At 69.1% G+C, this 15,251-nt stretch carries 4 protein-coding genes; 3 read left to right on the top strand and 1 reads right to left on the bottom strand.

Features of this window, described 5'->3' with window-relative positions:
- Positions 1-128 precede the first annotated feature (128 nt).
- Entirely contained in the window at positions 129-719 is a 591-nt protein-coding gene (locus RUU78_RS16965; protein ID WP_313918644.1) for a TetR family transcriptional regulator, read from the bottom strand.
- Positions 720-1,062: 343 nt separating this feature from the next.
- Between RUU78_RS16965 and RUU78_RS16960 the strand changes: the two genes are divergently transcribed.
- From RUU78_RS16960 to RUU78_RS16950, 3 genes are all read left to right on the top strand, one after another.
- Positions 1,063-2,697 carry a PfaD family polyunsaturated fatty acid/polyketide biosynthesis protein gene (locus RUU78_RS16960; protein WP_313918643.1) on the top strand — a complete coding sequence of 545 codons (1,635 nt, stop codon included), beginning with the start codon at positions 1,063-1,065 and terminating at the stop codon, positions 2,695-2,697.
- A 147-nt stretch (positions 2,698-2,844) separates the two neighbouring features.
- A complete protein-coding gene (locus RUU78_RS16955) occupies positions 2,845-8,847 on the top strand; it encodes an SDR family oxidoreductase (RefSeq protein WP_313918642.1) in 6,003 nt (2,000 codons plus the stop codon).
- A 4-nt stretch (positions 8,848-8,851) separates the two neighbouring features.
- The gene (locus tag RUU78_RS16950; protein ID WP_313918641.1) at positions 8,852-15,097 is read left to right on the top strand and encodes a beta-ketoacyl synthase N-terminal-like domain-containing protein; all 6,246 of its coding nucleotides are present in this window, start codon (positions 8,852-8,854) and stop codon (positions 15,095-15,097) included.
- Positions 15,098-15,251: the final 154 nt, after the last annotated feature.

Genomic DNA, 15,251 nt, shown 5'->3' with positions numbered 1-15,251 from the left:
TCCTGGGACAGCAGGGAAATCAATACGTTTCATCAATTACGAAGCACTACACTAGGCTGCTGAAACCTGCACGCAGCGAGAACGTCGCACCGTGATCTTCACGACCGCTGCTCAGCGTCAAACGGCGCTCAGGACAGGAACCCTTGCTCGAGCGCGTCGAGCGCTTCCTGTCCGAGCCGCGCGAGATCGGGTTTACCGTCTTTTTCGTACCAGTAGCGCATCGTCGCGCGGATGACGCCGATCGCAGCGCCGGCCATCAGGCGCGCACGGCGCTCGGCAGCGGCACCGCGTCCGAAGCGGCGACGGAACGTTACGGCCATTGCGGTCTCCCAGTCGCGGTCGATCTCGTGCTCGCGCGCGGCGAGCGCGGGTACTGAGTCGACCAGGCGCTGCTGCGCGAGGATAGCCTCGCGGTTGGCCGAATATTCGTGCGCAAAGGTTTCGCAGATCGCGCGCAGGCCATCGACCGGATTAGGTGAGTGGCCGGCCCCGTCGAGCAGTGCGAGAAAGCGCTCGAAGCGCTCGGTCCGGTGCGGAAACGCGAGCGCTTCCTTGTTCTCGAAATAGCGGAAGAAGGTGCGCCGGCTCACGCCGGCGTCGGCGCAGATCTCGTCGATCGTGGTCTGCTCGAAGCCGTGGCGATGGAACCGGCGGTTCGCCGCGGCGACCAGCGCTTGACGGACGGCGGCCTTCTTCGTCGAGCGCGTAGGCCGGGTCATCGGAAAAGCGCCTGTATCGCGAAGCGATGAATGTGCGCCGGTAGCGCGGATTTCTTACATCTGTTCGTAGCGAGTCCGTCGAGACGCCGCCCTGATGCGCGCCGCGGACTGAGTGGAGGCGAAGGCATAGTCGGCGCTACGTCAAGCCGACACGAGCGAGCAGCGCGCGTCAGGGCGAGCGTATCGGCGGCCGCAGTAGAAGGGTGGCGAGAAATCCGGGCTGGCGGCGCGCATTCAGATCGGGCGAGACGGGCGCATTTCCCATGATCCGGCCTACGAGGTGGCATTTCCGCTCCAGCAGGGCTATAACGGCCGTCCCTTAAAGTGCCACTGAGTGCCAGTTTTGGCTAGTGTCCCCACGATTGCCCCGTACGCGCCGGCGCATTGGCGCGGCGGAGCGCCCGCGTTCACGCCGGGCGAACTCGCGAGCGCCTGCGCTCAGGTGCGCCACAGCGCAGTCGTCGTCCGCGACGATCACGATGGCCGGCTCGGGGTGGGGCTCGACGGCGCGCTGGTCGCCGCGGGAGAAAGCGGCGCGTGGCCGGTGCTCGGCATGTTGCCGCCGCTGTATCCCGAGTGGCTCGGCGACCGCAGCTTCAACGAGACGCACGGCACGCGTTTCCCTTACGTCGCGGGTGCGATGGCGAACGGCATCGCCACGACCAGGCTCGTGATCGACATGGCGCGCGCGGGTTGCCTGGGCTTCTTCGGTGCCGCGGGTCTGTCGCCGGCGCGCGTCGAAGCGGCGGTCGACGAACTGGCCCGTGAGCTCGATCCGCGCGAGCTGCCCTGGGGCGCGAACCTCATCCATAGCCCGGGCGAACCCGCGATCGAAGACGCGGTCGCGGACATCTTCATCCGGCGTGGCGTGCGCTGCGTCGAAGCTTCGGCATTCATGGGGCTCACGCCAGCGATCGTGCGCTACGCGGCGAGCGGACTCACCGTCGACAGCGCGGGCACGATTCAGCGTCGCCATCGCGTGCTGGCGAAGGTTTCACGCGAGGAAGTGGCGAAGAACTTCATCGCGACCATGCCGGTCGCGATGCTCGAGGCGCTGGTCGACCGCCAGCAACTCACGCGCACCGAAGCCGATCTCGCCGCGCGCCTGCCGCTGGCCGAGGACATCACCTGCGAAGCGGACTCCGGCGGCCACACCGACAACCGTCCGCTGGCCGCGCTGCTGCCCACCATCATGGCGCTGCGCGACCGCATCGTGGCCGGGCAGCGCTACGCACGGCCGATTCGCGTCGGTGCCGCGGGCGGCCTCGGCACGCCGGCTGCGCTTGCGTCCGCCTTCGCGCTCGGCGCGGCGTACGTGCAGACCGGCTCGGTGAATCAGGCCTGCGTTGAATCGGGTCTCAGTGCCGGCGCGCGCGCGATGCTCGCGCAAGCCTCGATGGCCGATGTGATCATGGCGCCGGCGGCAGACATGTTCGAGATGGGCGTCGACGTGCAGGTCCTGCGTCGCGGCACGATGTTTGCGCTGCGCGCGAAGAAACTCTACGAGATCTACCGCGCGTATCCGTCGCTCGAGGCGATTCCCGCGGTCGAGCGAGCAAAGATCGAGAAGGAGATGCTGCGTGCCGGCTTCGACGAGACCTGGGCCTCGACGCGCACGTTCTGGTCCTCGCGCGATCCCTCGCAAGTCGCGCGCGCCGAATCTGATCCGAAACACCGCATGGCGCTGGTATTCCGCTCGTACCTCGGACTCTCCAGCCGCTGGGCGATCGACGGCGTGAGCGATCGGCTGACCGATTTCCAGATCTGGTGCGGCCCCGCCATGGGCGCGTTCAACACCTGGGCCGCGGGCAGCTTCCTCGAAGCGCCTGCCAGACGCACTGCGGTGCAGGTCGCGTTGAATCTGCTCGAGGGCGCCGCGGTCGTCACGCGCGCGCAGCAGTTGCGGACCTTCGGATTGCCGATCCCGGCATGCGCGTTCGATTTCCGTCCGAGGCCCCTTAGTGTCCTGTCCGACTAGTTCGCAAGAATCCTCGCCCCCGTCCCCGGCCGCGACTCGTCGATGCGCCCGTTCAAAGCACTACCGGTGCGACCCGTCGACGCGCCTGGAGTCACGACCGATGACGGGCGCGATCTCTTCATGCAACTCACCGGACAGGACACGAGCATGAGTTCCTTGCAGCGCCAACCGATCGCCATCGTCGGCGTCAGCGCGATCTTTCCCGGCTCACATGACGCGAACGGCTTCTGGCGCGACATCCTCGCCGGCAAGGATCTGCTGACCGACGTGCCGCCGACGCACTGGCGCATCGACGACTATTACGACGCGGATCCAGCAGCGCCCGACAAGACCTATGCGCGTCGTGGCGGCTTTCTCGCGCCCATGGATTTCGATGCGCTGGGCTGGGGCATCCCGCCGTCGACGATCCCGGCGACCGACACCTCGCAGCTGCTCGCGTTGATAGCGGCGCGCGCGGTGCTCGAAGATGCCGCGCGCGCGCAGTTCGAGACGATGGATCGTTCGCGCATCTCGGTGATCCTCGGCGTCACGAGCGCGCAGGAGTTGCTGTTCTCGCTGGTGTCGCGCCTGCAACGCCCGGTCTGGCAAAAGGCGCTGCGCGAAACGGGCCTGCCCGAAGACGACGTGCAGGCCGCCTGCGAGCGCATCGCCGCGCACTACGTGCCGTGGCAGGAAGCGTCGTTCCCAGGCCTGCTCGGCAACGTCGTCGCGGGGCGCATCGCAAACCGGCTCGGCCTTGGCGGTACCAACTGCGTGACCGACGCGGCCTGCGCGTCGAGCTTTGCCGCGATCCAGATGGCGGTCAACGAGCTGCAGCTCGGCGATTCCGATCTCGTGATCAGCGGCGGTGTCGACACGCTCAACGACATCTTCATGTACATGTGTTTCTCCAAGACGCCCGCGTTGTCACCCAGCGGCGACTGCCGGCCGTTCTCCGACCAGGCCGACGGCACGATGCTGGGTGAAGGGCTGGGTATGGTCGCGTTGAAGCGTCTTTCCGACGCCGAGCGCGACGGCGACCGCATCTACGCAGTGCTGCGCGGCGTCGGCACCTCGTCGGACGGCCGCGCGAAGTCGGTATATGCGCCGGTGTCGGCGGGGCAGGCGGTCGCTTTGCGCCGCGCCTATGCGCAAGCCGGCTTCGGTCCCGACACCGTCGAACTCGTCGAAGCGCACGGCACCGGCACGAAGGCCGGCGACGTCGCCGAGTTCGAGAGCTTGCGCAGCGTCTACGCCGAAGCGGATGCCACGCGCACGCAGTGGTGCGCGCTGGGCTCGGTGAAAAGCCAGATCGGGCATACCAAGGCGGCCGCGGGTGCAGCGGGCCTGTTCAAGGCGGTGATGGCGCTGCACCACAAGGTGCTGCCGCCGACGATCAAGGCCGACACCCCCAACCCTAAGCTCGAGCTGTCGCAAAGCCCGTTCTATCTCAACACGACGGTCCGACCCTGGATCCGCGACGCGGCGCATCCGCGCCGCGCAGGGGTCAGTGCCTTCGGTTTCGGCGGCTCGAATTTCCACCTCGCGCTCGAGGAATACGTCGGCTCGGCGCCGCGTGCGGAACGGCTCGCGGCGCAGTCGCACGATCTGGTCGCAGTGAGCGCGACCAGCGCCGAGACGATGCTCGAGCGGATCGCGCTGCTGCGTCGATCCTGCACCAGCCATATCCCCGTGTCTTCGCTCGCGCACGCCTCGCGCGACGAGTTCGACCACACGGCCGCATTTCGCCTCGCACTCGTCGCAGCGAGCGGCGCCGACCTCGACGCGCGGCTGGAAATGGCACACCAGACGATTGCCGCTCACCCCGAGCGCGCATTCCACTTACCGGACGGCACCAGCTACGGCCTCGGCGCGCCCGACGGTGCGCTCGCGCTGCTGTTTCCGGGGCAGGGCAGCCAATACAACCAGATGGGCGCCGCGGCGGCGATGCAGTTCGGCGCCGCGCGCGCGGTGTGGGATCGCGCGGCCGAACTGCGCATCCACGAGATCGTGTTCACCCATTCGGACGACCGGCTCACGCGCACCGAAAACGCCCAGCCCGCGCTATGCCTTACGGCTATGGCGCTACTCGCCGTGTTGCGCGAACTCGGCGTCGAGGGCGCAATGGCCGCCGGCCACAGCTTCGGCGAGATCGTCGCACTGCACGCGGCAGGAGCTATCTCCGAAACCGATGCCTTGCGCATCGCGCGTCACCGCGGCGAACTCATGCGTGACGCGGCGGCGAGCGGCAGCGGCGCGATGTGCGCGTTGGCGTGCTCGATCGAGCGCGCGCGTGAGTTGATCGGTCCGTCGCTCGCGATCGCGAATCACAACGCGCCCGAGCAAGTCGTCGTGTCGGGACCGCTGGAGGCGATCGCCGCGCTCGATGCTCAGGGCGTCGCGGCGAAGCGCCTGCCGGTCGCCGCCGCATTCCATTCTGCCCAGGTCGCGCCCGCGTGCGTGCCGTTCGGCGAATTCCTCGCCACCATCGAATTCGCCGCGCCACGCATGCCGGTCTATTCGAATACGCACGCAGCGCCTTACGTGGACGGAACCGGGGCCGCCGACATCGCCGCAGTCCTTGCGCGACAGATCGCCGAACCGGTGCGCTTCGTCGAGACGATCGAAGCGATGTACGCCGCGGGCGCGCGCTGCTTCGTCGAAGTCGGCCCGGGCACGGTGCTCAAGGGTCTCGTCGGCGCGATCCTCGGTACGCGCGCGCATCGCGCGATAGCCCTCGACCGCAAGGGCAAGTCCGATCTGGAGCCGGTGCTCGCGGGCATCGCGCAGCTCGTTGCCGCGGGCCACGTGACCAAGGTGTCGGCGTTGTTCGCCGACGTACGCGTCCAGGCGCCGCGCGCGTCGCACAAGCACGGCATCGCGATCTGCGGCAGCAACGTCGGCAAACCCTATCCGCCAGCGGATCCGTCGCGCTTGCCCGGCCCCAATCCGGCACGTGCAAATCCAGCACATTCCAATCCGCCGCATGCGCAGTCAGCACCCGTTGTCGAGGTCCGCACCGTGAAACAAGAATCGCAGCTGTCGCCGGCCTGGCTCGCCGCGTTCCAGGAAATGCAGCAGCAGACCGCGAACGCGCACGCCGCGCACCAGCGCGCGCTGAGCGACAGCCACACCCAATACCTCAGGCTCGCCGAGAGCGCGCTCAACGGCCTCACCGCGCTGCTCGGCGGAACGGCCCCCACGGCAGTCGCGATGTCAGTCGCAACGGCGGCTCCCCCGATCGCGGCGCCGCCGACGGCTCTGCCGATGCCGGTCGTGACGGCCGCGCCGGCGCCCGTCGCACCACCGGCTCCCGCCATTGTTGCAGCGCCCGCTGCCGTAGCCGCGCCAGCGCCGAGCACCGACCTCGCTGCGCTGCTCCTCGTCGTCGTCGCCGAAAAGACCGGCTACCCCGCCGAGATGATCAACCTCGATATGGACCTCGAGGCCGACCTCGGCGTCGACTCGATCAAGCGCGTCGAAATCCTCTCCGCGTTGCATGTGCAAGGCGCGGTCGTCGCGCAAACCGATAGCGCGAAGATGAGCGGTATGCACACGCTGCGGCAGATCGCCGAGTACCTGCAGGGCGGAACCGTGGCGAGCGCACCCGTCGCCGGCCTGCCCGTTACCCAGCGGGCCGCAGCCGCCGACGACATCGCCGGAATCCTGTTCGGCGTCGTCGCCGACAAGACGGGTTATCCGGTCGAGATGCTGGACCTTGCGATGGACATCGAAGCCGACCTCGGCATCGACTCGATCAAGCGCGTGGAAATCCTCGCCGCGATGGCCGAGCGTGTGCCCGGCATCGCGAACGACCACGCGCGCCCGTCGGCGCTGCACACGCTGGCCGACATCGTGGCATACCTCGGCGCCACTCCCACGGCCGCGGCGCAGATCGCTGATGCGCCGAAAGCCAAGCCGATGCGCCGCAACGAACTCGGCCGCTTCGCGCTCGAACTCATGCCCGCGCCTGTGTCCGGCTTTGCAGCGCCGGGGCTGGTCGACGGCGAGCCGGTGTTCGTGTTCGGCGCTGCGGGCCTGAACACCGAAGTCGCGACCGTGCTGCGCGGCAACGGTGTCGATGCGCGCGCGGTGGACACGTTGCCCGACGGCGCGAAGCGCTGCGTCTACCTGGGCGGCCTGCGTCGCGTCGAGGATGAAGCGCAGGCAATGGCGGTGAACCGCGAGGCGTTCGTCGTCGCGCAGCGTCTGGCCAGCGTCGACGATGCGCTGTTCGTGACCGTGCAGGACACCGGCGGCCATTTCGGCTTGCGCAACGCCGATGCGCGCCGCGCGTGGCTCGCAGGCCTGCCCGCGCTGGTCAAGACCGCGGCGCTGGAATGGCCGCGCGCGACGCTGAAGTCGATCGACCTGGAACGCGGCGCGCGCGACGACGCGGCGCTCGCCGAGGCCATCGCCGGCGAGCTGCTGCGGGGCGGCGGCGAGATCGAGGTTGCCTTGCCCGCGGCTGGTGGCCGCTACACGCTCAAGAGCGTCTCGCGCGCGGTGCGTCCATCGCTCGCTGCGATCGATGCCGGCGACGTTGTCGTCGTCTCGGGCGGCGCACGCGGTGTGACCGCGGCGTGCATCGTGGAGTGGGCCACGCAGTGCAAGGCGCGGTTCGTGCTGGTCGGACGCACGCCGCTCCGCGACGAACCTGCCGATTGCGCCGGCGTCGTCGACGAAGCGCCTTTGAAGCGCATCGTGCTCGCACGCGGTGAATCGCTGACGCCGAACGAACTGTCGAGGGAAGTCGATCGCATCCTCGGCGCGCGCGAGATCCGCGCGACCCTCGCGGCGATCGAAGCCCAGGGTGCGCAGGTGCGCTACGAGTCGGTCGCGGTCGACGATGCCGCCGCGCTCGCCGCGACGCTCGATCGCGTGCGCGAAGACTGGGGGCCGATCGCGGGTGTCGTGCACGCCGCGGGCGTGCTCGCCGACCGCCGCATCGCCGACAAGACGCTGGCGCAGTTCGACCACGTGTTCGGCACCAAGGTCGGCGGGCTGCACGCCTTGCTTGCCGCAACCGCGGCCGATCCGCTGAAGCTGCTATGCGTGTTCTCGTCGGTGTCGGCGCGCTGCGGCAATACTGGGCAGAGCGACTACGCGATGGCCAACGAGGTGCTCGCCAAGGTCGTCGCGGCCGAGGCGCGCAAGCGCCCGGGCCTGCGCGCGAAGTCGCTGGGCTGGGGCCCGTGGGAGGGCGGGATGGTCACACCGGCGCTGAAGGCGCGCTTCGCCGAGCTCGGTGTGCCGATGATTCCGCTCGAAGCCGGCGCGAAGATGTTCGCCGATGAAATGCGCGATTCGCGTACCGCCGACATCGAGCTCGTGCTCGGTGGCGAGCCGCGCGGCGAAGCGCTGCTGATGGACGGTGCGCAAGCGCGCGTGCAAGGCGTCGAACTCGTTGTCTCGCGCGCCAGCCACGCCTTCCTCGAAGGCCATGCGGTGAAAGGCACGCCGGTCGTGCCGGTCGTGCTCGTCGCCGAATGGATGGCGCGCGCGGCGCGCAGCTTCTGTCCGGGTCTGGCGCTGGCCAGCCTGCACGAGCTGAAGGTGCTCAAGGGTATCCGGCTAGCCGGTTTTGAGAATGGCGGCGATCGCTGCCGCATCGAGGCGACGCCGCTGCCGAGCGCGCGCGGCGCGCAGCTCATGATGACCGTGCGCGACGCGCGCGGCGCACTGAATTACAGCGCGCGCGCGGAATTGTTGCCGGAGCCGCCGAAAGCCAGGCGCGAGGTGCCGGAGCTGGCCCTGGACGCGTGGAGCGGCGAAAGCATCTATCCCGAGTTGCTGTTCCATCGCAAGCAGTTCGAGCTGATCGACGACGTGCACGGCATCTCCGACGAGGGCATGGTCGCGACGGTGCGCGGCGTCGACGCAGCGGGCTGGGACAGCGAGAGCTGGGTGCTCGACATCGCGGCGCTCGACGGCGGCCTGCAGATCGCCGCGCTGCACGGCCGGCGCATGCTCGGCGGCCAGACGCTGCCGACCGCGATCGCGGAGCTGCGGCACTTCGGCGCCGAGCCGATCACCGGCCCGATCACGGCCACCGCGTACCTGCGCAAGGTCGGTACCAGCGACACGACGACGGACATCGTGCTGACCGACAGGATCGGAAGGCGCTACGCCGAGATGCTCGGCGTACAGAACCACGCTCTACCGAATTAATCGCATGTTCGAGCCCATCGTGGAGCCCATCGCCATCGTCGGACGCGCCTGCGTGCTGCCGGGCGCGTTGAGTCCGGCCGCGCTCTGGGACGCGGTCGTCAATGGACGTGATCTGGTCACGCGCGTACCTGCGGACCGCTGGCGTCTCGCGCCTGAGCACGCGTTGTGCGCGCCTGATGCACCGCAGCCGGATCGCACGTGGTCGGATCGCGGCGGCTACGTGGAGGGCTTCGAGTCGATCTGGAATCCTCACGGCTTCGCGGTCTCGGCAGCCGAGATCGAGGGGCTGGACCCGCTGGTGCACTGGACCTTGCATTGCGCGCGCGAGGCGCTGCGCGACGCGCGCGCGGCGGGCCGCGTGGGCGCGATCTTCGGCAATCTCGGCTTCCCGACCGCGCAGATGGCGGCGTTCTGCGAACAGGTGTGGACCGGCGAAGGGGAGGTCGATCCGCGCAACCGCTTCATGAGCGGCGGCACCGCGGCGATGCTCGAGCGCGCGCTGGCGCTCGAGGCCGGGAGTTTCTGTCTCGATGCCGCGTGCGCGTCATCGTTTTACGCGATAAAGCTCGCGTGCGACGCACTGCACGATGGCCGCGCCGACGTGATGCTCGCGGGAGCCGTGCAGCGCGCGGACGATCTCTTTCTCCACGTCGGCTTCAGTGCACTCGGCGCGCTGAGCAAGTCGGGGCATTCGCGACCGTTTCATCGCGACGCCGATGGATTGGTGCCGGCCGAAGGCGCGGCGTTTCTGGCGCTCAAGCGCCTGGCCGACGCGCGCCGCGACGGCGACACGATCCATGGCGTGATCCGCGGCATCGGGCTGTCGAACGACGGCCGCGGCAAAGGGTTCCTGGCGCCGAGCGAAGAGGGGCAGCGGCGCGCGATCGGCGCTGCGTATGCGATCTCGGGTATCGATCCGATGCAGGTTTCGCTGCTCGAATGCCACGCCACCGGCACGCCGGTGGGCGATGCCACGGAGTTGCGCAGCAGCGCGAGCGTGTTCGCGCAGGCGCGCGCGTTGCCGATAGGCTCGCTCAAATCCAACCTCGGTCACCTCATCACCGTCGCGGGCGCGGCGGGCCTGATCAAGGTGCTCGAAGCGATGCGTGCCGGCGTGCGTCCGCCCACCTTGCATTGCGGCGAGCCTACTCTGGCCTTGCAGCAGACGCCGTTCCGGTTGTTGCGTGAGGCCGAGCCGTGGACCAGCGACGGCCCGCGTGTCGCGGCGATCTCTGCCTTCGGCTTCGGCGGCAACAACGCGCATCTGATCGTTTCGGAAGACGACAACCGCATCCCTTGTGACCGCGTCGCTGCCGTCGCGCGTCCGGTCGCGATCGTCGGCATCGGCGTGAAGATCGCCGATGCACCCGATCGCGCCGCGTTCGCGCGCGCGCTGTTCGACGACCGAATGCACTCGGACGCTCGCGCATCGCGCGACGGCTGCATGGACTCGTTCGAGCTTGATATGGACGGCCTGCGTTTTCCGCCGCGCGACCTCGAGCAGGCGCTGCCGCAGCAACTGGCGCTGCTCGCTGCCGCCCGCGAGGCGCTCGCGGAAACCACACCGCTGCCGCGCGAACGCAGTGCGGTTCTGATCGGCCTGGAGCCGGACCCGGAAGTCGCGCGCCACGGCGCGCGCTGGCGGCTCACCAACGGTCGCGATGACGACTGGGCGGTACGGGCGCGCGCGGCGCTGGTGCCGGCGCTCGACGCCGCCGCCGTGTTGGGCTCGATGCCGAACATTCCGGCCAATCGCCTGAACTCGCAGTTCGACCTCGGTGGGCCGTCATTCACGCTGCAGGCTGGCGCTGCATCAGGGACACACGCACTGCGTATCGCGGCGCGTGCGCTCGCGTGCGGCGAACTCGACGCCGCGATCGTCGGCGCGGTCGATTTCGGATGCGAGGCGGTACACCGTGCGGCGAGCGGGGAGGGGGCCGGCGACGCGGCGGTGGCACTGGTACTCAAGCGGCTCGAGGATGCGCAGCGCGATGGCGATCGTGTCTATGCCCTGATGGACACTGACGCGCTCGTGGACGATACCTATGCAGACGCCAGATCAGCCGCGACCGAGGCGGCGCCGTCGCGACTGAACGCGCTCCTGCAAGCGCGCTTTGGCTACGCGCAGGCCGCTTTCGGACTGGTGGAAACCGCCGCTGCAGCACTCGCGCTGCATCATCGGCGCGATTTCGACGGCGAGCCGTGGCTCTGCGCGGAGCCGCGCCGCGCGGCGAATCTTCTCGAAGCCTCGGCGCATCCACGCCGTGCCGAACACGCGGCCGCGCGATTGCATTGTTTCGCGGGTGCGAACAAAGGTGAGTTGATAGCCGCGCTGAATCAGGATCATCGCGGTCTCGACGGCCCGGCGCGCTGCGTGCTCGTCGCGACCGAAGCATCGCTGGCCGCGGTGCGCGCGCGCGCGATCGCGCACCTGGAAACAGGTGCGCCCGCCGGCCGCAGCGTGTTCTTCCGCGCGCAGCCGATCGTCGGGGAGATCGCGTTCGCATTTGCCGGCGCCGGTGCGTCGTACCGCGGCATGGGCCGCGACCTGCTGCTGCACCTGCCGCAACTGCATGAACGCCTGCGCACGCGCAGTCAGCGCCTCGCGACCGCGCTCGACTGGTCCTTCGCGGCGAGTGCCGCGGCGCCGAGCGTATTCGAGCAGCTATGCGGTTCCTCGGCGCTGTCGCAGCTGCATCTGGCGTTGAGCGAGGGTCTGCTCGGCCTCAAAGCCGACGCATGGCTCGGCTACTCGTCGGGCGAGACGAACGCGTTGATCGCGGCAGGAGTCTGGAATGATCCCGACGCGCTGATGGCTGACATGGAGTCGTCGGGGCTGCTCGAGCGCGAGCTCGCCGGCCACTTCGATGTGCTTACGCGCGCGTGGGACGAACCGGCCCGCGGCCCCGGTGCAGTGTGGGAATGCTGGACCGTCGCCGCAGCGCTGGATGATGTGCGTCGCGCACTCAATGGTCTGGATCGCGTGCACATCGCGATCATCAACGATGACGCGAGCTGCCTCGTCGCGGGCGCAACAGCCCAGTGTGCCCGCGTGGTCGAACGGCTCGGTGCGGCGCGCTGCATGCGGCTGGACTATTCGCTCGTGGTGCATGTGCCCGAGCTGCGCGGCGTCGAGCGCGCGTGGCTAGGCGTGCACCGCCGTGCGACATCGGCACCGCGCCGCGGGCGTGTCTACAGCACCGCGAGCGGCCGGCCGTATGCGCCGGACACCGAGGCCTGCGCGCAGGCGATCCTTGCGCAGGCGGTGGACACGATCGACATGCGTACGCTCGTCGAGAATGCATGGAACGACGGCGTGCGCGTGTTCGTCGAACACGGACCGGGCGGCACCTTCGGCCGTGCGATCCGTCACGTGCTCGGCGCGCGCGAGGCGCTCGTGGTGAGCCTCGACCGTCAAGGCGATGGCATCGAGACCGTGCTCGGCGCGGCCGCGGCGCTGCTCGCCGCCGGCGTGGCGGTGGATCATCGCGCACTCGAGGCTGCGCTCGCGCCGGTGGCGCGCGTCGAACCCCAGCGTCCGCGTCGCTTCGACGCGCATCCGCCGCCGGTGCACCTGCCGCCACGCGAAGAGCCGTTGCAGATGATGGCGCCTGCGCCGCGGCTGCCGGCGGTTCTGGAGGGCACCATTTTCGAACGCACGATTCGCGAGCCGGCGATCGCGGCGTCGCCCGTCGCGGCGCCAGTGCTCGTCGCATCGCCGCTGGTACGCGCGACACACCCCGCGCTCGAAGGCATCCGCGCTGAGCTTGCGCGACTCGCCGAGGTGCAACAGGCGTTCACGGAAGCGCAATCCAGCGGGCACGCTCAGTTCCTTGCCTTGCAGGCCAAAGCGACCGACGTGCTGTTGCGCGCCGGACGACACGGCGCGGACCGGCTCGCAATCCCATCGCCGACATTCCCACCGATATCGGAGCGACATCAGCGAAGCTGGCCCGAGCGGGGAGACACGCAATGGGGAGCCAAGCGGGAATCCAGCGACGCTGCAGTCCACACGCACGGGCAAGATCGCTTGCCTCCTGCCTTCCCAGACGGGACGAAGCGCGCCGTGCGCTTTACGCGCGATGACCTCCTGGTCCACGCCGACGGCAACATCTCGGCGATCTTCGGCGCGCAATTCGCCGCGCAGGACGGCTTCAAACGGCAGGTCCGCATGCCGCGTCCTCCGTTGCTGCTCGCCGACCGCGTGACTGCGCTCCATGCCGAGCCGATGAGCATGGGCAAGGGTTCGATCACCACGCAGACCGACATCGGCGCCGAGCCCTGGTACCTGCACCAGGGCCGTATGCCGGGCGGCGTGATGGTGGAGGCCGGGCAGGCCGACCTGATGCTGATCTCCTACCTCGGCGTCGACACACTCAATCGCAGCGAGCGCGTCTACCGGCTGCTCGGCTGCGAACTCACCTACCACGGCGAGCTGCCACGCGCGGGCGAGACGATCACCTTCGACATCCATCTCGACGGACACGCCGCACAGGGCGACGTGCGCCTCATGTTCTTCCACTACGACTGCGTCAACGGCAGTCGCAAGCAACTGACGGTCCGAAACGGGCAGGCCGGATTCTTCACCGATGCCGAGCTCGCCGGCTCTGCGGGTTGCCTGTGGACGCCTGAAGGTCAGGCGATCGTCGCGAACCCGCGCCTGGATCCGCCCCGCGCGATGAGCCAGCGCACGCGTTTCGATCGCGCCGCGCTCGAGGCTTTCGCGAGCGGCGATACGCAGGCGTGCTTCGGTGCCGGTTTCGAGCTTGCGCGCACGCACACGCGCAGCCCACGCATCCAGTCCGGCGACATGCTGCTGCTCGACCGCGTGAGCGCGTGTGAGCCGCGTGGCGGCCCCTGGGAGCGCGGATACCTCAAGGCCGAGCTCGACATCGATCCATCGCGCTGGTTCTTCGACGGGCATTTCAAGAACGATCCGTGCATGCCCGGCACGCTGATGCTGGAAGGGTGCCTGCAGGCGCTCGCGTTTCATCTCGCTGCGTGCGGCTACACGCTCGAGCATGACGGTGCGCGTTTCGAGCCGGTGCCCGAACTCCCCTACAAGCTGCAGTGCCGCGGCCAGGTGATCCCGAGCTCGACGCTGCTGGTGACTGAGGTGTTCGTCGAGGAGATCGTTGCGGGACCGGTGCCGACGATCTGGGCCGACCTGCTGTGCACGGTGGATGGCCTCAAGGCGTTCCACGCACGGCGTCTTGCGCTGCGCCTGGTGCCGGGTTTTCCGGCCGAGGACAGCGAGGGTCTGCTCGCGTCGGCGCTGGGCCGCCCGTCGCGCGCGTTCGGGACGATGTACGAGCGCTTCGACGGCACGCTGCGTGCGCCGCGCCTGCCGGCGCCGCCGTACCTGTGCATGAGCCGCATCGCGCGCGTCGACGGTACGCAGGGCGAGATGCGCGCCGGCGCGCGCGTGGTCGCCGAATACGGGGTGCCGCGCGATGCCTGGTATCTCGACGACGTCGGCGTCGTGCCGTTCGCGGTACTGCAGGAAGCCGCGCTGCAACCGTGCGGGTGGCTGTCGAGCTGGGCCGGTTGCGCGCTGGCCAGCGAGGAAGAGCTGCGCTTCCGCAACCTGGACGGCCGCGGCACACAGCACTCCGAATTGCGAGGCGGCGAGACGCTCAGCACCGAAGCCACGCTCACGTCGGTCTCCGCGTCGGGCGGCATGATCATCGTCGCGTTCGACGTGCGCTGCGCGGTCGGTGCGCGCGAGATCTACACGCTGAAGACGGTATTCGGATTCTTCCCGCGCGCCGCGCTCACGGTGCAGGCCGGCCTGCCGCGCAGCGATCTGCACGAGGCACTGCTCCGCCGCGAACCGAACGCGGCGCACGAGCTCGATGAAACATCGATGCTGCGCATGATCGATCGCGTCGACGGACTCTGGCCTGAGGCGATTCGCGCGTGCAAACGCGTCGACGCTGGCGAGTGGTTCTTCAAGGCGCACTTCTTCCAGGATCCCGTGCAACCCGGTTCGCTCGGTGTGCAAGCGATGCTGCAGGCGCTGGAGCAGTGGCTGCGCCTGACGCGCGGTGCATCGGCCGGCGCCGTGGCGCCGCTGCTCGGACGCGAGCACACGTGGAAATACCGCGGGCAGGTACTGCCGCACCACGGCGACGTGGTGATCACCCTGCAGGTGACTGAGCCCGGCTCCGACTACGCCATCGCCGAAGCGAGCCTGTGGGTCGACGGCGAACGGATCTACGAGGCGAGCGGGATCGGCCTGCGCCTCTGACGGCGGGTCGGGACCTGACCTGCGGGATGGGGCGGGCATCGAGCGCGGCAGAATGCGGTCGGAGCCGCAAAACAGATCGCCTTTCTTCGTTGACGTGCCGCGCTGGAACTCCAGTTCTCGCCGCAGCCCGGTCGCGAATCGCGCCGCTCCGCAC

This window comes from Tahibacter sp. (assembly GCF_032229445.1).
Classification (GTDB): domain Bacteria; phylum Pseudomonadota; class Gammaproteobacteria; order Xanthomonadales; family Rhodanobacteraceae; genus Tahibacter.
This window is presented reverse-complemented; position numbering and strand designations above follow the sequence as displayed.

Excerpts from the sequence above, each read along its gene's own strand:
- RUU78_RS16955 (WP_313918642.1), top strand. The coding sequence starts at position 2,845 with ATGAGTTCCTTGCAGCGCCAACCGATCGCCATCGTCGGCGTCAGCGCG.
- RUU78_RS16965 (WP_313918644.1), bottom strand. The coding sequence starts at position 719 with ATGACCCGGCCTACGCGCTCGACGAAGAAGGCCGCCGTCCGTCAAGCG.
- RUU78_RS16950 (WP_313918641.1), top strand. The coding sequence starts at position 8,852 with ATGTTCGAGCCCATCGTGGAGCCCATCGCCATCGTCGGACGCGCCTGC.